The sequence below is a fragment of the Actinacidiphila glaucinigra genome (assembly GCF_035918135.1).
Classification (GTDB): Bacteria; Actinomycetota; Actinomycetes; order Streptomycetales; family Streptomycetaceae; genus Actinacidiphila; species Actinacidiphila glaucinigra.
Genome location: NZ_CP109144.1, coordinates 2,061,197 through 2,078,127, shown reverse-complemented (window position 1 = coordinate 2,078,127; position 16,931 = coordinate 2,061,197). Strand labels below are relative to the sequence as shown.

The window sequence follows — 16,931 nt, the reverse complement described above, 5'->3', positions numbered from 1 at the left end:
AGGCGCGCGGCGGCTACTCCGGCGGCGTCGGGGTGTCGTGGCGGGAGAACATGGCCTGGACGTCGAGTTCCAGCTTGATGGTCGGGCCCACCACCGCGATGCCCCGCGCCAGCATGCTCTGCCAGTTGAGGGTGTAGTCGTCGCGGTGCAGTTCGGCGGTGGCGAGGGCCGCACAGCGCAACTCCTCGCCGTAGCCGCCGGTCGCCAACCCCAGGTAGTCGGTGTCCAGCGTCACCGAGCGGCTGATGCCGTGCATGCCGAGGTGGCCGTGGACGGCCCAGCGCGAGCCGCCCTCGTGCACGAAGCGGTCGCTCGCGAAGCGGATCCAGGGGTAGGCGGCGACGTCCAGGAAGTCGCCCGAGCGGAGGTGGTTGTCCCGGGTCCGGTTGCCGGTGTTGATGCTCGCGGCGTCGATGGTGATCTCGACGTGGGAGTCCTCCATACGCTCCGCGACGCGTATACCGCCCGTGAAGCGGTCGAAGCGGCCGTGCACATGGGCCATGCCCACGTGCTTGGCGATGAACCGGACGGCCGTGTGCGGAGGGTCGAAGAACCAGGTTCCCGGCGGCGGCAGTTCGAGTCCCGGCGACGGCGCCAACCGCACCGCGCCGATGGGGGACTGGAGCCCGTCCGCGATCTCCACGGTGCCCCGGTAGGGCTGCATGCCGTCCGCGCTGATCATCACGGAGTAGCGCCCGGGCGGCAGCGTGGCGAGGAACGTCCCGTACGGGTCGCTGGTCGCCGTCACCCGCGGGCGGTGGGTGCGGGAGTCGGACACGGTGACCTCGGCGCCGCCCAGCGGCCGGCCCGAGGGGTCGAGCACCTGACAGCTGATCAGTCCCGCGCCCTCGGCGATCGGCGGCAACAGCCCGGGGTCCGCGGAGCCGTTGACCGTCCGATTGCGCCTAAAGAGTGCGAAAGCCATGCGATCACCTTAGATGGCGAATCCACGCAAGTGCCAATTCGTCCTCAGGTGTCCAGCCAGTGCCGTCGTCCCAGGTGGATCAGGTAGAGCTCCTTGCGGGCCCGTTGCGTGATGCCCTCCTCGGCCGCGGTGTCGTCGGCCGGCGCCTCCATGAAGGCGATCGCCGTCATCAGCATGCGGTCGACGTACAGTTCGGCGAGCATATGCACGTCCTCGGGCGACCAGCCGTGCGAGACGGGCTGCGTGCCGAGCGCCTCGGCCACCTCGTCGGCGAAGAGCGAGAGTTCGGCGGCGATGGCCTCCCGGACGGCCTGCACCCCGCCGTGCCGCTCGCGGGCGATGAAGCGGATGTGCGGCCGGTGGTCGCGCACATGCCGGGCGATGAGGCGGACGGAGTGCGCGATGACCTCCTCCGCGTCGTCCTGCTCGGCGAGGATCGCCCGGATCATGGCGTGCAGACTGCCCAGCGACTCGGCGACCAGGGCCACCCCGAGGTCGCCCATGTCGCGGAAGTGCCGGTAGAACCCGGCGGGCGCGACGCCCACTTCGCGGGTGACCTCGCGCAGTCCCAGGCTGCTCAGGCTCTGGTTCTCCAGCAGGCGCAGGCCCGCGTCGAGGAGGGCCCGCCGGGTCTGCTGCTTCTGGGCCTCGCGGGCCCCGAGGGTGTGACTCATGTCATCCAGTAAACAGCTGTTCGCCGAGTTGTGCGAGGGTAGGCTACCAACTCAGTGAACAACTGTTATTCCAGTTGTTCACTGAGTTCTGACGTCCGCATCCCGCAGTGCCGTCCGGCAACCGAGAAAGGCACCCGTCCGTGACCCTCCTCGTCGTCCTGGTCGCCATGGGAATCCTCCTGGGCACCGTCTCCTACACCCCGCTTCCCGTCTTCCTCGTCGCCGCGGGCGTGGTCGGTGCCTGGCTGCTCACGTTCTACGTCCGCGAGCGCGTCGGGCGCCACCGCCACCGCTGACCCACGTCTCCCAGGGGGGGAACCCACCCATGGACTCCTACGTACCCGCTCGTGACCGCCAACTGCGCGCCAGGGAAGCCCGGTCGGGCTCGGACGGCTCCGACGGCATGGCCGTGGCCTCGTTCGCGCTGGGCCTGGTCGGCCTGCTGGCCTTCAACATCGTGCTCGGCCCCTTCGCCCTGATCCTCGGCGGCATGGCGCTCGTCCGGGGCACCGAGCGTCCCGTCCGGGCGATCGCAGGCCTGGTCCTCGGCGCGGCCGATCTGATGGTGCTGGTCGTGCTCATCACCATGAACAAGGGCTTCATCTGGCCGTTCGGCCTCTGACCGCCGGCGAGGCGGCCGACGGGAACGGGGGAGGGCGTCCCCACTCCGCACGGGGGGAGTGGGGACCCTTCCGTACCACCGGGACGGGGGCAGGCGAGACCTTGCCGACCGGGACTAGTTCCGGGTCCAGCCCGCGGGGGACCAGTACTCGTACTCGGGGCGGCCCTTGACGCCGCTGGTGCGGAAGGGACGCCCGCCGTCGTCGACGCGGACCGTGCCCGACCGGCCGCCGGCACTCCACTCCAGTTCCAGGAACCAGTCGCAGTCGCAGCGCACCGTGCGGGCGTGCACCCTGAGCACCAGCGGGTCCTGCGCGGAGACCTGGTAGGGCAGACGCACCACGGGGAGGGTGTGCTCGCTGTCGCTGCCGTCACGCGGTTGCGGCTGCGGACGGGCCGCGTCGAGGTCCACCGCGTACTCGGCGGGCGTCAGCGCTCCTCCGCAGCCGTTGTCCATCGAGTACGAGGACCAGCGCGGCGGGTCGCGGCGCTCGACGACACGGATGTGCAGGGCCTGCACCACCACCGGGGCCGACCCGCGCCCGCGGAACGTGGTCTCGACGATGGTCGTGGCGCCGTGCACGGCGCCCAGGGCGGTGGCCCAGGCGCGCGCGTCCTGGGAGAGCGGCGGGGGAGGGACGTCCGCGGGCGGCCGGTCGATGAGGTAGCGGTGCCCGCAACCGTTCTCCCAGACGTGCGAGCGCACGCTCCAGACCAGCGGCTGCGCCGGCACCGGGGCGCGGGAGGCCGTACCACCGCCGGGCGAGCGGGGGACGGCCTTCGTGTCCTTCACCGACGGCCCGGTGGACGGGGCCCGTCCGGAGGGGGACGCGCCGGATGACACCGTGGCGGTGCCCGTACCGCCGGGCGAGGGGGGTGTGCCGTCCGCACCGCCGGGGCGCGGGGAGGGGGAGGAGGACGAGGCACGGGCCGGCGCGCCCTCGCCGCCGGTGCCGTCGGTCATCGCCAGCGCGGCGCCGGTGAGCACCAGCGCGGCCACCGAACCGGCGACGGCCGGCCGGGACAGCCGGCGGCGCCAGGAACGCGGCCGCCGCGGCGGCGGGACGGTACCGATCGGCTCCAGTTCGACGGGCGTGACCGGGGCCGCCGCCTCGGCGGCCGCCTCGGGCACCGGCAAAGGCGCCGGCCCGGCGGGGACGTTACCTACGGGCGCGGCGTCGTCGCCGCCGTCGTCCGCGCCATCTTCGCCTTCGCCCCCGAGCTCCCCGTCGTCGTCGCCACCGTCGCCCAGTTCGCCGCGCTCCGCCCCCGCCCCGCCGCCCCCGCGGTTGCCCACGCGCCGGACCGCGTCCGCGAGCACCCACCGGCGGTGCAGCTCGACCAGTTCCTCCGGCCCCGCGCCGCACAACCGCGCCAGACGCTCCACGACCGCGTAGTCCGCCGGCACGGCGTCGCCGTTGCAATAGCGGTGCAGGGTCGAGGTGCTGACGTGCAGCCGGCTCGCCAGCTGCCCGTAGCTCAGCCCCGAACGGTCCTTCAGCTCACGTAAATTCCGGGCGAAGTGCTCGCTGCCCGCTGCCGTACCACCCATGTCCCGCGCCCCCGACGCCTTCCCGTGTCCCGGCCGCCCGTTCCAGGGCGCTCACGTCTCCCCAGGCCAGGGTACGCGCAACCGTTCCAGCGTCCCGGAAGCCGCCGCGGATGTTGCCGGGCCGTGACGGCGCCGCGCAGGCTGGGACTCAGCACCGCCGCCGGTCGGAGGCGGTCCTCGTCCACGACCTGACCACGGGGGAACCACCTTGAACCGCACACTCGTCCGCCGCGCCGCCGTGACCGTGATGTCCACGGTCGCGGCCACCTCACTCCTGGCCGCCGGTTCCGCGGAGGCCGGCGCCGCCGCCGCGCCCACCTCGGCACCGAGGTTCCTCGCGCCGAAGGAACTGCCGCCGTACCCCGACTCGCCCTGGTACGCCGACCGGGTCAAGAGCGGCCTGCCCGAGGGCGGCACCGCCTGCACCCTGCGCGGCCTGCCCCGCAAGGGCGTCTCGCACCGCTCCTTCTGGACCGAACTGGACACCAACGCCCAGCAGGTCACCTTCACGACCAAGAACAACAAGGCGGCGCGCGACCTCGCCGCCAAGCTCCGCAAGTCCGTGCGGGGCTGCGTCGCGCGCTTCCTGGAGCAGAACCCCGGCTCACAGGCCGACTGGAAGGACTTCGGCGGCCTCGCCGTGGAGGAGGGCGCGCACGTCTACGGCGTGCACGTCGCGCCCCCCGAGTCCGAGCACAACGTCCGGCTGTACGGCATCGGCCGCGACGGCCGCACCGTCACCGTCGTCGAGTGGGGTCAGATGGGAACCCTCGACCAGATCCCGCTGAAGGCCTTCAAGAAGACCACCCGGACCGCCGTGAACAAGCTGTACCGCTGACGGCGCCGCCGGGCGGCCCACGGACACCGGCGGCGGGGCACCGGGGGGCGCCCCGCCGCCGGGAACGGCACCGCTCCCGTCACCTGATTTCTCCCAGGATGCCCCGGCTATCAGGCCGGGGGAGGAATGGGTCCTTGAGTCGGAGCCGCGAAGCGGTGGAGTTCTCTGCAGAGCTGTTCCTGCACTCTCCTTCGTTGTCGGTGGGGGCTGTTAGGTTCCGCAGCATGACGACAGCGACGGCCCAGCAGGGGTCCGGGCCCGCCCGGTACACCTACCGGCTGCGGGTGTCGTCGTCGGCGGGTGCCGGTCTGGAGGCGGAGTGGGCGCGGTGCCGGTGGGTGTGGAACGAGTGTGTGGCGGTGTCGCGCAAGGTCTACGGCCTGAACAGCACCGCCGGGCAGAAGGTCACGTGCGGTCCCGCGCAGCTCGACAGGATGCTGACCGAGGCGCGGCGGTCGATGGCGTGGCTGCGGGAGGGCAGTTCGGTGCCGCAGCAGCAGGTCATCCGGGACTTTGCGAAATCTCGGACTAAAGCTCTCAAGGACATCGCTGCGCGGCTGCCGATGCGGCAGCGGGCCGGGATGCCCCGGATCAAGCGCAAGCGCGAGGCCGCTCCGTCGCTGAACTACACCACCCGCGGTTTCAGGCTCAAGAACGGACGCCTGCACCTGGCGGGCGGCATCGTTGTGACGGTGGTGTGGTCGCGCGACCTGCCGTCCGCACCATCCTCGGTACGCGTCTACCGGGACAGCCTCGGCCACTGGTACGCCTCGTTCGTCGTCGCCACTGCCCCGGAGCCGCTGCCCGCCACCGGCGCCGTGATCGGGGTGGACTGGGGCGTGCGTGAGACCGCGACCACGACCAGCGACGCCTACGACCTGCCGCACGCCCAGCACGGGAAGACCGCCGCGCAGCGCCTCGCGCGATACCAAAAGATGATGGCCCGCCGTAAGCCTGCTCGTGGGCAGGCCGCGTCCAGGGGCTACCGCAAGGCCAGGTGCCAGGCGGCGAAGCTGCACAAGAAGGTGGCGCGGCAACGGCAGGACACCGCACGCAAGTGGGCCAAACGCGTTGTGCGCGACCACGACGCGATCGCGGTGGAGGACTTCCGGCCGAAGTTCCTCGCGAAGACCACCATGGCGCGCAAGGCGTCGGATGCCGCGATCGGCGCCACGAAGACGGCCCTGATCGAGATGGGCCGCAAGCACGGGCGGGACGTCCGCCTGGTGCATCCCGCGCACACCACCATGGACTGCGCGTCGTGCGGAGCGAGAACCAAGCACGCACTCCCACTCTCGGAACGTACCTATACCTGCACCGCGTGCGGAGCCGTGTCCCCCAGGGACAAGAACTCCGCACGCCTGATGCTGGTCCGGGCTGGTCTCAACCCGGCTGGTGCCGATCGTGTAAGCGCTGACGGACCGCCGGTCCCCAGCCAGCGTGAGCCAGGAATCGCCGTCTTTTACGACGGGGAGGATGTCAAAGCGGATCGACGCGGGTCAGCCCTTCGGTGTCGAGCCGCAGCCAGCGCGTGATGCCGATGCCCCGCAGGAACGCCAGGTCGTGGCTCGCCACGATCAGCGCCCCCTCGTAGGAGGCCAGCGCCGTCGTCAACTGCCGGACGCTCGCCATGTCCAGGCTGTTCGTCGGCTCGTCCAGCAGGAGCAGCTGCGGCGCCGGCTGGGCGAGCATCAGCGCCGCGAGCGAGGCCCGGAACCGCTCCCCGCCCGACAGCGAACCGGCCGCCTGGTCGGCCCGCCCGCCGCGGAACAGGAAGCGGGCCAGCGACGCGCGGATGCGGTTGCCCGTGGCCTCCGGGGCGAACCGCGCCACGTTGGCCACGACCGACAACTCGTCGTCCAGGACGTCCAGCCGCTGCGGCAGGAAGCGCAGCGGCACGTGTGCCAGCGCCTCACCCGCGGCCGGGGGCAGTTCGCCGGTGATCGTCCGCAGCAGCGTCGTCTTCCCGGCGCCGTTCCGGCCGACCAGCGCGATCCGTTCCGGGCCGCGCAGCTCCAGGTCCCCGGCCGGTGCCCCGTACGCCGTACGCAGCGAACGCAGCGTCAGCACGGTCCGGCCGGCGGGGACCGCGGTGTGCGGCAGGTCGACGCGGATCTCGTCGTCGTCCCGCACCGCCTCGACGGCCTCGTCCAGCCGGTCCTTCGCCTCGGCCAGCCGCTCGGTGTGCAGGACGCGGTGCTTGCCCGCCGAGACCTGGGCGCTGCGCTTGCGCAGTTTCATCACGGCGCGCGGCTCCCGCTTGGTGTCGTACATCTTCTGCCCGTACCGCACCCGGCGGGCGAGTTTGACGTGGGCGTCCGCCAGTTCCCGTTTCTGCCGCCGCACATCGGACTCGGCGACGCGCAGCATGCGCTCGGCGGCGTCCTGCTCGACGGCCAGGGCCTCCTCGTAGGTCTCGATGCCGCCCCCGTACCAGCGGACCCCGCCGTCGCGCAGTTCGGCGATCCGGTCGACGTGCCGGAGCAGTTCGCGGTCGTGGGAGACGACCACCAGCACGCCGTTCCAGCCCGCGACCGCCTCGTGGAGCCGCCGCCTGGCCGCCAGGTCCAGGTTGTTGGTCGGCTCGTCGAGCAGCAGGACGTCGGGTCGGCGCAGCAGCAGGGCCGCCAGCCGCAGCAGGACGCACTCGCCGCCGGACAGTTCGCCGACGACCCGGTCGAGGCCGACGTGGCCCAGACCGAGGCCGTCCAGCCCGGCCCGGGCCCGCTCCTCCACGTCCCAGTCGTCGCCGACCGCCGCGAAGTTCTCCTCGCGTACGTCACCGGCCTCGATGGCGTGCAGGGCGGCCCGCGCCTGCGCGATGCCCAGGGCCTCGTCCACCCGCAGCGCGGTGTCGAGGACGACGTCCTGCGGCAGGTACCCGACCTCGCCGGCGACACGCACCGTGCCGTCGGTGGGCGTCAGTTCGCCCGCGATGAGCTTGAGCAGGGTCGACTTCCCCGAGCCGTTGAGCCCGATCAGGCCGGTGCGGCCGGGGCCGACGGCGAGCTGGAAGCCGTCCAGGACGGGAGTGCCGTCCGGCCAGGCGAAGGCCAGGTCGACGCAGGTGACGGACAGGGTGGGATGTCCCATGTGGTCCTCCGGGGTGCTCGTGAATGACGACGGGTCGGCACTACGGGGACACCGGAAGGCGGGCGCTGCACAGGGGCGGCTGCTCACGGCCGAGGTCGCACACGGCCCGCGCGGTCGCCGGTTCGGCGCCGCGGGCACGGTGTCCCAGACCTCAGAAGAGCAACGGCCTTCTCCAATCGGACGGTGGCAGGCCGGGGACGAAGCTACGCCGGGACGGGGCCCCCGGCAACGGATTTACCGTCGACCTCGCGACGGCCACGATCGTGGCCGAGGTCCCTCGCCGGCGGAGCCCTTGGAGGTCCGGGCCGCGCCTGCCGGACCATGTGAACCTCCGGTCGGCCGGGCCGTCCGCCACCCGGCAGCACCGCAGGAGACGGCATGCGCCGCCGCCGGGCCGAGATCCGGGCTCGCGGTCCTCCTCCGGGGAGCGCGCACGGAGAGCCGGCTTCGAACTCCCGTGCGGCGCGGGTCACGGAGAGCGGGTGGACCGCACAAATCTGCCCGCCCGCAGGGCGGTTGATGTACATAAGGCCCCTCATACGACGTCGTATGGTTTACCGTTCTAATGTGGACGCGGGGATGATCCAGCAGTACTACACGGTGGGCATGGACGTGATCGTCCACCTCGGCGGTGGCCGTTCCACGCGGGGACGGCTCGCCGAGATCGGCAACGGCAGCGTGGTGCTGGCCACCGAGCGGGGGCCGGCGCTGGTGAGCGCGGAGGCCATCGAACTGATCGAGGTTCTCGACATGCCACCGGCCACGGCCGATCCGGCGGGCGCGGTAGCCGTCGGGAGGGCTCCGGATCCGCCGGAGGCCGGCCCGAGTACGGCCGACACCCCGCACGGTGGGCGACCGGAATCCGCATCGGCCCCGCCGGGCAGCGTCTCCGCGGTGCTGGACAGCTCTCTCTGGGAGGCGCTGGAAGCGGAGTTCGGCCCCGGCGAGTTCAAGCTCACGCTCAGCAAACCGTCTTTCAAGCGCGATCCGGTGGTCGACCTCGGCTACACCATGCACAAGTCGGTCGAGCAACATCTCGCCCGTGCGAAGAACCGGCTGGAATCAGCTCGTGCGGCACAGGACGTGGGCAAGGCCAGTGCCGCGATACGCGACCTGGCAGCCGCCTCGGAGGCCAGCGGCTACCCGCCCGGGCTGCACCTCGCCGCGCTGAGTCTGCTGGACTGGCGCGAGGTCGATGCGACCCGGAGCCAGGCCGAGGCGTGGATGGAGCAGGCCGCGCATCTCGGTGGGCGCTACGCGTGGGATCTCGCGGTGCTCCGGGCCCGTGCCGGGCGTGTCGGCGACGCGATGGCCGCTCTGGGCGCGGCCCTGCGCGCGACTCCGGCGGAGGTCACCGACGACAGGCTCCTGCGAGCCCTCCTGGACCAGGCCTCGTACGCGGGGGACACGGTCCAGGCCGCCTACGCCCTCGCCGGCGCCGTGGACGCAGGGCCCGAGCCCAGGCGTGTGGCGACGAGAGCGGCGCTTTACCTGGTGAGCCGGCTGTTCCCCGAGCGGGCCGCCCCGTTGGAGTCCCTCCTGGTGCGTCAGGCCCCGGCCCCGGGCGACCTGTGCCGCGTCCTGGACGTGCTGAGCCCCGGGACGTCGCAGCAGTTCGGTCTCTCGGACAGCGGCATGTCCGCCGCTCCGGTGCCCCAGCCCGTGACGCACCCTCCTGCCGCACACCATGCCCAGCCCACCGCGCCTTTCCCGGCAGCGGCCAACGGCCGCCCCAAGCCCGGACTCGCCCCGGCCCACGCGACGGCGAAGGACCTCCAGCGGCAGACGGAGACGGCCCGACGGCAATTCCAGCAGGGCAACTTCGACGCGGCGATCGCCATCGCCCGCAGCGCCCTCGTGGACTTCCCCGGCGATCCGGACCTCTCCGGGATCGCCGTGCATGCCGAGGCGGAGCTGACGGCCCTGACCGCCGAGCGAAACCGCGCCGTGGGGTCGCTGCGGCCCGCCCAGCCGGCGAAGCCGTTGAAAGCGCAGGCACCGCGCCCCCGCAACACCACCTTGTACGCCAGGGCGCAGCACGCGGACACCCAGGAGAAGGACTGGAAGAAGGCGGAGGCTCTCTACCGCCAGGCGATCGCCGAGGACCCGGGGCACGAGCGCGCGCGGCGCGCCCTCGCGTGGGGCCTGCACCGCTACCACCGCAGCGACGAGGCCCTGGAGGTGCTGCGTGAGCCCGGGGCGGTGGTGCAGGAGACCCTGCAACACCAGAACATGATCATCACGATCCTCACCGACCGCAAACGCCTTCCGGAGGCGGCCCTCCTCCTGGAGGGACTGCTGCGCGGCGAGCACCCGAACCAGACCCGCACCGGGTTGCTCAAACGCCTGGTCGCCGTCTACCAGCGGCAGCGCGACAAGCAGCGGGCCACCGATGCCGCGGAGCGGCTTCTCGCGCACGGTCCGCGCAATCCCGAGTTCCGTTCCATCCACGACGCGGTCACGAAAGCCGTCCGCACGGGGCTGTGGGACAAGCTGGACGAACTCCTCGCCAAGAGCGAGTGGCAACCGGAGCAGTCCGAGTCGCTGAGCGCGGTCATCCGTATGCACCTCAACCGCTGTGAGTACGCGGGAGTTGCCGCAGTCCGTATTCAGGAGGGCTCCCTCGGTGAGCAGGACGTCCAGGAGCTGACCAAACTCATCGAGCGCCTCGGAACCTCACGTCCCGCAGACCGCGCCGAGTTCAATCTGTCCGCCGCTCGCATCCTGCGTGACATCAGCCAGACCACCGATCCGCGCTTCCTGCGCTCCCTGCGGGCCTTCGGCGCGGCGATGGGCGATCTGTGCGCCGCGGAACGCCGCCCGCCCGAGGTGACCCGGGCCTACTACACGGAGGCCGTGGCGCTCGGCGGCGGCTGGGACAACATGGGCGAGCTGAAGGTCAAGCAGTTCGTCGCCTCCTATCTGGACCCCGGCTGGGAGGAGCCCAAGAGCCGCTACACGTTCGTGGAGTGTGCGCACTGGGTCATGGAGGACAAGAGCCGCCACAAGCCCCTGGCGATGGGCCTCGTCGGTCTGCTCTCGGTGTCCCCCCTGCGGGTGCGGCGGGAGATCATGTCGATCACCTACCGCGACAACCAGATCCGTGACGTCCTCTTCCGGGAGCTGCGTGACTTCCTGGGCGAAGCATCCGCGTCCACGAGCCAGGACGCCTACCTGACCTTGTGGGACCAGGCGCTGCGCACCCACGTCCGTCTCCTGGACCTGCAGCGCACCATGCTGCAGGCGCTCCTGCAGCGCCCGGAACCGCTGGGCACGCTGACCGAGGACCGGGGCGTCCTGGAGAGTGCCGCGGACACCGCGTACACCCCGCCGTTGGACCGGGACCGGCTGAACAAGGCGGCCGGGGTCCTGGCGGAGCTGCGGGGATATCTGGAACAGCCGTCGTATCTCGAACAGGAGCGGCTCTCCTCACGCATCGGCACCTCGATCCGCGAGCTGGTGGCGACGATCGAGCGGCTGCCGACCCGGCTCAGCGTCGAATACCTCGTGCCGCTGCTGAACAACGTGGACCGGGCGCTGACCGAGCACTTCGCGCAGGTGCAGAGGGCCGCCGAGCCGACCGACCTCGCGGTCAAGGAGGTGTTGTCCGCCTACACCCCGGACGCGGCGAACGTCATCCAGGTGCAACTGTCGGTGACCAATCCCGCGCACCGCTCCCCGGCCGGCGGGGTGCAGCTGCGGGTTCTGCGCAACGACGAGGACTACGAGCCGGTCGAGACCGCCGTCCCGGTCGCGCACACGCTGAGGGACGAGCAGACCGAGACGTGCACGGTATCGCTGACGGTGACGCCGAAGGCCATTCGCGAGCAGTTCGCGACGCTGCGGTTCCGACTGGAGTACTCCTCGCGCTCGGAGCGTGTCCTGGCCAGCGAGGTCAGCACCCTGTCGCTGCAGCTCAGCGACGCTCAGCGGTGGGAGGCCATCCACAATCCGTACGCCGAGGGCGCTCCCGTCCAGGACCGCCGGATGTTCTTCGGGCGCGACGCGCTGCTCGCGATCCTCGTGGACACCTTCCACCGTGCCGACGCGACGTGTGTGGTGATCTACGGACAGAAGCGGGTCGGCAAGTCGTCCGTCCTGCACCATCTGCAGGAAGAACTCGAGCCGCCGGTACTCGCCGCGAAGCTGAGCCTTCTCGAGATCGCCAGCAAGATCGACCACGGGACCCTGTACTTTCTCATCGCCACCGCGTTCCACCGCCGGCTGGAGGAGCTGGAGGACGCCGGATACCCGGCGCTGGGTCTGGACCGCCCCAGCCTCACCGCGTTCATCGACAGCGGCACCCCCAACCTGCACTTCGACGAGTACATGTACGACATGCGGCAGCGGATGCGCCGCAGCGAGGCCTACCGGAACTGGCGCCTCGTACTGCTTCTGGACGAGTTCACGGTGCTGTACTCGGCGATCGAACGCGGTGTGCTGCCACGGGAGTTCATGAAGTCCTGGAAGGCCATGCTCGAAGGCAAGATGTTCTCGAGCGTGGTGGTGGGCAACGACCTGATGCCTCGCTTCCTCAAGGCGTTCCCGAACGAGTTCCAGGTGGCGCGCCAGGAACCCGTCTCCTACCTCGACCAGGACTCCGCGGAGGCACTCATCACCGAGCCCATCGCGCTGCCCGGAGGCGAGAGCCGCTACCGAGGCGACTCCGTGCAGCGTGTGGTCGAACTGACCGCACGTAGCCCGTACTACATCCAGCTCTTCTGCAACCGTCTCGTCCAGCACATGAACGGGCTGCGCCAGCCCCTCATCGGTCCGGCACATGTGGACGCCGTCGCGGCCTCGCTGGTGCGGGGGGAACGGGCGCTGCCGCAGGAGCAATTCGACAACCTTCTGACTCCCGGCGACGCGGACGTGAGCGAGTTGCGGGACGACGTGGTGCTCGCCGTGCTCAAGGGCGCCCTCGAGGGCGTGGGCAAGGACGTGTACCTCGACGGCCGCAGGGCCCGCGAGCTCACCGACGGGCAACGCGTGATAGAGGACCTCCTGCGTCGTGACGTGATCGAGCAGGCGTCGGAGGGAAGGTTCCGGATCAAGGTCGGGCTGTTCGCCGAGTGGCTGTCCCACAGGAGGGCGTGAGCGCATGTCGGACACATCGCAGTCCGCCCTCCGGGGGAGGTGGTCCGTGAACCCGTTCGCGACGGTCGGCCACCCCGTGTACGGCGACGCGCACGTGGGTCGCGCCGAGGAACTCCGCATCGTGCGGGAGCGGGTCCTCGAACAGCCGGTCGCCGGGGCGACCGCCATCATCGGACCGCCTCGCATCGGAAAGTCCTCCCTCGCCTATCACCTGTTCATGCGCCCCGAAGCCCGGCAGGCGTACCCGAGGCTGCTGCCGGTGTGGATGAACGTCCGCACCCAGGGCGGCATCACGAAGGTGTTGCGCCGCCTCGTCGACGAAGTCTGGGAGCTGCTGGACGAGGCGGCTCCCGAGTGCGCCGGGGACCGGCGTCTCGTCCGTGCCCGTGACCGCGTTCTCGCCGAGGGCGCTCCGTGGCTGGAAGTGCAGTTGGAGACCCAGGAGTTCCTGCGCCTGGTGCGTCGCCGCGACTGGCGTGTGGTGCTGGTGCTCGATGAATTCGACGCGGCCCGCGAGGTCTTCCGGGCCGAGCCCGGAACCTTCCAGGCGCTGCGCGAGATGGCCTACAACCTGGACTGGAACATCGGCCTCGTCACCACATCGCGCCGTGAACTGCGGGACATCGTGGACATGGCCGATCCCGACGAGTCCACCTTCGCCGGTATCTTCCGCTCGGTCTTCCTGACCTGTTTCGAGGACGACGAGCTCGTCCAGCTGGCCGCACGTGCCGCTGAGGCCCCCGGACCGGTGGACCGGCTGGCCGAGCTGACGGGCGGGCACCCGTACCTGGCGAGTGTCCTGCTCGACCGCGTGTGCTCCGCCGGCGTCCCGGGCGGTTCCCTCAAGGTGGCGATAGACCGCCACGCCACGCCGCTCCCTGCGGAGTTCCAGTACTACTACCGGGACCTCGAGGACCTGCTGCGTACGGACGGACGTCTGCGGGCGATCCTCGAGGTCGTGCTCGGCCCGCAACTGGAGGTGACGCCGGAGGACGCCCAGATCCTCCTGCAGCAAGGGCTGCTGGTCGTGCGGGGAGACACCTACCGCGCGTTCTCCGAGGATTTTCAGCACTATCTGACCGTCATCGGACGCAGCCTCGGGCACTGGGACAACTGGATGGCCGTCGAGCAGCGCGTTCGGGACCTCGTCGAGAGCGGATTCATCGCACGCTACGGCGAGGATTGGGAGGGCGGTCTGCGCAAGGCCCGCGGCCCCAAGGTCGCACCACTCCTGGACCGCTGCGCCGAGCTTCGCGACCGCGAGCTGCGTACTTACGGTGACCGCGCATCTGTCCGCCTTCTCGACTTCACCTATCCGCGCGACCTGTACGACCTGATGGCCTCCCACTGGGATGTCTTCGGCAAGCTCCTCGGCCGCGACAAGGCCTACTGGGAGGTGCGGTTCGCACTGCTCGCCAAGGTCCGCAACCCCATGGTGCACAACCGCATGGGCGTCGTGACACCGCTGGAGCAGTCCATGTTCCGCACCTACTGCGACGAGCTCATGGCGGTTCTGGACCGGATCGACGGAGGCGTGCAACCCGGCTGAGGGCAGGCGGTGCGCGCACTCGCCGGGAGCGGAGTCGCGGCCCACCAGGGGAGAGCCTCATGCCGACCGACCGTGCTTCTCGCGCCGGGGGCGAGGGCCCGACCGGGGGGGGAACCGCCGTCGTACTCCCGATACGCGGCGAAGTGCACATCCCGGAGGTGCTCGCGAGGCGTGTCGACCCGCTGCCCGGACCCCGGGAGGTGAGCGCTGCGGAGGGGGCGGGGCCGCGATCCCGCAGGCCCGACCGGCAATGGATTTGGTCCTGGCGCCGACACCCCGTAGGGTTGTGTTCAACGACGCGGGGTGGAGCAGCTCGGTAGCTCGCTGGGCTCATAACCCAGAGGTCGCAGGTTCAAATCCTGTCCCCGCTACTGAAGCCGAGGGCCCGGTGCAACAGCACCGGGCCCTCGGCCTTTGCATGCCCGTACCCACCCGTGTGTGGCCGGCCGTGCACTCGGTGTTTTCGGCGCTGCGGGTCGTGGCTCAGCGTTTGCGGAGCGGTTCGTAGGGCGGGACGTCGCGACCCGGCTGCCAGTGCGGGCCCTGGCGGATGTGCCGGACGATCACGACGAGGTCGGTGGCCGCGGCGAGCGCCAGCAGGCCGAAGAACACGGCCCACCCGGTGCGCCCGAGGTCCGCGAAGAGCACCGTCCCCGCGATCGCCCAGGCCAGCCCGAAGGCCGCCAGGGCGAGCCGCGTCCGCAATGCGCTGCGAGCCCGCAGGGGCTCATTCCCGGTTCGTCCCATGCGCATGGAAAACGCCTCCTCATTCGGTTCGTACCCGGCTACGCTCGTCCCATGACATGGCGACATTGATCCTCACCCGAGTCCCCGCTGGCGCGCAGGCTCTACGCCTACGCCTTCCTCGAGGACCTGATCCCGCTCTACCCGGTGTACGCGGTGCTCTTCGCCGGCGCCGGGCTGTCCGAGGCCGGGATCTCCTCTCTGTTCGCCGTGTGGTCGCTCACGGCGTTCCTGCTCGAGGTGCCCTCGGGCGTGTGGGCCGACCGCTTCTCCCGGCGCGCCCTGCTCACCGTCGCGCCCCTGCTGGCCGGGGCGGGCTTCACGCTGTGGACGCTGTGGCCGTGCTACGCCTCCTTCGCGGCCGGGTTCGTCCTGTGGGGCGCCGGGTCCGCCCTGCGCTCGGGGGCCCTGCAGGCGCTGGTGCACGAGGAGCTGACCCGTGTCGGCGCCCGCCACGCCTACGCCCGCCTGACCGGCCGCGCGCAGGCACTCGGCACCACGGCGGCCCTGGTCGCGACCGCGCTGGCCGGGCCGCTCCTCGCGGCCGGCGGCGACCGCGCGGTCGGACTGGCCAGCGTCGCGGTGACCGTGCTGACCGCCCTGTCCGCCCTCGCGCTGCCGGAGCGCCGCGGCCGCGGGGCCGTCGCGGCCGAGGCCGGGGCGGCCGCCTCGTACGCCGGGCTGCTGCGCGAGGCCCTGGGCCAGGCCCGGCACACCCCCGGCGCCGGGCGCCTGGTGGCGGTCGTCTCCCTGCTGGTCGGCGCGACCGCGCTGGACGAGTACGTCCCCCTGCTCGCGCAGGCCACCGGCGTGCGGCCGTCCTTCGTCCCCCTGCTCGTCCTCCTGGTGACCGCGGGAGCCACGGCCGGCGGCTGGCTCGCCGGCCGCGGCACGCGCTGGGCACCGCTCGCACCGGTGGTGGCCGCGGTCTGCCTGGCCGCGGGCGCTGCAGGCGCGCATCCGGCGGGCCTGGCCCTGGTGGCCCTGGCCTTCGGCCTCCTCGACTGGGCGACGACCGCCGCCGACGCCGCCCTCCAGGAGCGCATCACCGACCGCACCCGCGCGACGGTCACCTCCCTGGCGGGCCTGGGCTCCGAGGCCGGGTCGCTGCTGCTCTTCGGCCTCTGGGCCGTGGGCTCGCACTGGTCGGGGCCGGGACCGCTGTTCGCCCTGGCGGCGCTTCCGCTCCTGCTCCCTGTGCTCCTGCTGTGGCGGTGCAACATTTTCCCACCCCCATGACGTCAGTGAGGTGAGGGCGGTGCCGGACGACAACGGGGTGGGGCATGCACGAGGACCGTACAAGGGAGTACCTGGACTTCGCGGCGACCCGCGCGGCACACCTCTTCCGGTCGGCATGCCTGCTCACCGGTGGTGACACCCACCTCGCCGAGGACCTGGTGCAGGAGACCCTCGGCAAGATGTACGTCACCTGGCGGCGGATGTCGCGGGTCGGCAACCCCGCCGGCTACGCCCAGACCGTGCTCGTCCGCACCTTCCTGACCCACCGGCGGCGGCGCAGCAGCGGCGAGGCCCCGGTGGGCGAGCTCCCCGACGTCCCCATGGGCTCCGGCGACTCCGACAGCGACACGGCACTGCTGCGGCTGACGCTCCTCGACGCGCTCGCCCGGCTGGCGCCCAAGGACCGTGCGGTCGTGGTGCTGCGCTACTGGGAGGACCGGAGCATCGAGGAGACCGCCGACGCCATGCGGGTCAGTTCCAGCGCCGTACGCACCCGGTCGGTCCGTGCCCTCGCCAAGCTCCGCGAACTGCTCGGCGACAGCCTCGCGGAACTGGTCTCCTCCCACTGACCCCATCCCCCGACCATCACTTTTCCCTCC

Annotated in this window: 13 protein-coding genes and 1 tRNA gene; 9 read left to right on the top strand and 5 right to left on the bottom strand. The window is 71.5% G+C overall.

Going from position 1 to position 16,931, the window contains the following annotated elements:
• Nucleotides 1-13 precede the first annotated feature (13 nt).
• Together OIE69_RS09235 and OIE69_RS09230 are read right to left on the bottom strand one after the other, a co-directional pair.
• Entirely contained in the window at nt 14-925 is a 912-nt protein-coding gene (locus tag OIE69_RS09235; protein ID WP_326571459.1) for a YceI family protein, read from the bottom strand.
• A 44-nt stretch (nt 926-969) separates the two neighbouring features.
• Nucleotides 970-1,599: a TetR family transcriptional regulator gene (locus OIE69_RS09230; protein WP_326571458.1), complete on the bottom strand. Its 630-nt coding sequence runs from the start codon at nt 1,597-1,599 to the stop codon at nt 970-972.
• A 140-nt stretch (nt 1,600-1,739) separates the two neighbouring features.
• Here OIE69_RS09230 and OIE69_RS09225 point away from each other — a divergent pair, with 140 nt between their 5' ends.
• Nucleotides 1,740-1,895 carry a hypothetical protein gene (locus OIE69_RS09225; RefSeq protein ID WP_326571457.1) on the top strand — a complete coding sequence of 52 codons (156 nt, stop codon included), beginning with the start codon at nt 1,740-1,742 and terminating at the stop codon, nt 1,893-1,895.
• A 29-nt stretch (nt 1,896-1,924) separates the two neighbouring features.
• Nucleotides 1,925-2,221: a DUF4190 domain-containing protein gene (locus OIE69_RS09220; protein ID WP_326571456.1), complete on the top strand. Its 297-nt coding sequence runs from the start codon at nt 1,925-1,927 to the stop codon at nt 2,219-2,221.
• A 114-nt stretch (nt 2,222-2,335) separates the two neighbouring features.
• Here the strand turns inward: OIE69_RS09220 and OIE69_RS09215 are convergent, their stop codons facing one another.
• Nucleotides 2,336-3,772, bottom strand: coding sequence for a helix-turn-helix domain-containing protein (locus OIE69_RS09215; protein ID WP_326571455.1), 1,437 nt, complete (start codon nt 3,770-3,772; stop codon nt 2,336-2,338).
• A 208-nt stretch (nt 3,773-3,980) separates the two neighbouring features.
• On the opposite strand from OIE69_RS09215, the gene OIE69_RS09210 reads away from it, so the two are divergent.
• On the top strand, nt 3,981-4,610 hold the full coding sequence (locus OIE69_RS09210) for a hypothetical protein (RefSeq protein WP_326571454.1): 630 nt from the start codon (nt 3,981-3,983) through the stop codon (nt 4,608-4,610).
• Nucleotides 4,611-4,834: 224 nt separating this feature from the next.
• The gene (locus tag OIE69_RS09205; RefSeq protein WP_326571453.1) at nt 4,835-6,145 is read left to right on the top strand and encodes an RNA-guided endonuclease InsQ/TnpB family protein; all 1,311 of its coding nucleotides are present in this window, start codon (nt 4,835-4,837) and stop codon (nt 6,143-6,145) included.
• Here OIE69_RS09205 and OIE69_RS09200 read toward each other — a convergent pair.
• Nucleotides 6,090-7,703, bottom strand: coding sequence for an ABC-F family ATP-binding cassette domain-containing protein (locus OIE69_RS09200; RefSeq protein ID WP_326571452.1), 1,614 nt, complete (start codon nt 7,701-7,703; stop codon nt 6,090-6,092). The two genes, OIE69_RS09205 and OIE69_RS09200, sit on opposite strands and share 56 nt — an antisense overlap.
• Before the next feature lie 567 nt (nt 7,704-8,270).
• Between OIE69_RS09200 and OIE69_RS09195 the strand changes: the two genes are divergently transcribed.
• The 3 genes from OIE69_RS09195 to OIE69_RS09185 all read left to right on the top strand — a co-directional run bounded on the left by OIE69_RS09195 (nt 8,271) and on the right by OIE69_RS09185 (nt 14,720).
• Nucleotides 8,271-12,800: a tetratricopeptide repeat protein gene (locus tag OIE69_RS09195; RefSeq protein ID WP_326571451.1), complete on the top strand. Its 4,530-nt coding sequence runs from the start codon at nt 8,271-8,273 to the stop codon at nt 12,798-12,800.
• Nucleotides 12,801-12,846: 46 nt separating this feature from the next.
• Nucleotides 12,847-14,349: an ATP-binding protein gene (locus tag OIE69_RS09190; protein WP_326571450.1), complete on the top strand. Its 1,503-nt coding sequence runs from the start codon at nt 12,847-12,849 to the stop codon at nt 14,347-14,349.
• A 297-nt stretch (nt 14,350-14,646) separates the two neighbouring features.
• A tRNA-Met gene (locus OIE69_RS09185) sits at nt 14,647-14,720 on the top strand.
• Between the two features lie 112 nt (nt 14,721-14,832).
• Here OIE69_RS09185 and OIE69_RS09180 read toward each other — a convergent pair.
• Nucleotides 14,833-15,102: a DUF6343 family protein gene (locus OIE69_RS09180; protein WP_326571449.1), complete on the bottom strand. Its 270-nt coding sequence runs from the start codon at nt 15,100-15,102 to the stop codon at nt 14,833-14,835.
• Nucleotides 15,103-15,240: 138 nt separating this feature from the next.
• On the opposite strand from OIE69_RS09180, the gene OIE69_RS09175 reads away from it, so the two are divergent.
• Together OIE69_RS09175 and OIE69_RS09170 are read left to right on the top strand one after the other, a co-directional pair.
• Nucleotides 15,241-16,332, top strand: a complete 1,092-nt coding sequence (locus OIE69_RS09175) for an MFS transporter (RefSeq protein ID WP_326571448.1) — start codon at nt 15,241-15,243, stop codon at nt 16,330-16,332.
• A gap of 44 nt (nt 16,333-16,376) precedes the next feature.
• The gene (locus OIE69_RS09170; protein ID WP_326571447.1) at nt 16,377-16,901 is read left to right on the top strand and encodes a SigE family RNA polymerase sigma factor; all 525 of its coding nucleotides are present in this window, start codon (nt 16,377-16,379) and stop codon (nt 16,899-16,901) included.
• Nucleotides 16,902-16,931: the final 30 nt, after the last annotated feature.

What these genes read in the sequence shown, in the direction of transcription:
- OIE69_RS09235 (WP_326571459.1), bottom strand. Translation starts at nt 925, where the DNA reads ATGGCTTTCGCACTCTTTAGGCGCAATCGGACGGTCAACGGCTCCGCG.
- OIE69_RS09230 (WP_326571458.1), bottom strand. Translation starts at nt 1,599, where the DNA reads ATGAGTCACACCCTCGGGGCCCGCGAGGCCCAGAAGCAGCAGACCCGG.
- OIE69_RS09220 (WP_326571456.1), top strand. Translation starts at nt 1,925, where the DNA reads ATGGACTCCTACGTACCCGCTCGTGACCGCCAACTGCGCGCCAGGGAA.
- OIE69_RS09215 (WP_326571455.1), bottom strand. Translation starts at nt 3,772, where the DNA reads ATGGGTGGTACGGCAGCGGGCAGCGAGCACTTCGCCCGGAATTTACGT.
- OIE69_RS09205 (WP_326571453.1), top strand. Translation starts at nt 4,835, where the DNA reads ATGACGACAGCGACGGCCCAGCAGGGGTCCGGGCCCGCCCGGTACACC.
- OIE69_RS09200 (WP_326571452.1), bottom strand. Translation starts at nt 7,703, where the DNA reads ATGGGACATCCCACCCTGTCCGTCACCTGCGTCGACCTGGCCTTCGCC.
- OIE69_RS09180 (WP_326571449.1), bottom strand. Translation starts at nt 15,102, where the DNA reads ATGCGCATGGGACGAACCGGGAATGAGCCCCTGCGGGCTCGCAGCGCA.
- OIE69_RS09170 (WP_326571447.1), top strand. Translation starts at nt 16,377, where the DNA reads ATGCACGAGGACCGTACAAGGGAGTACCTGGACTTCGCGGCGACCCGC.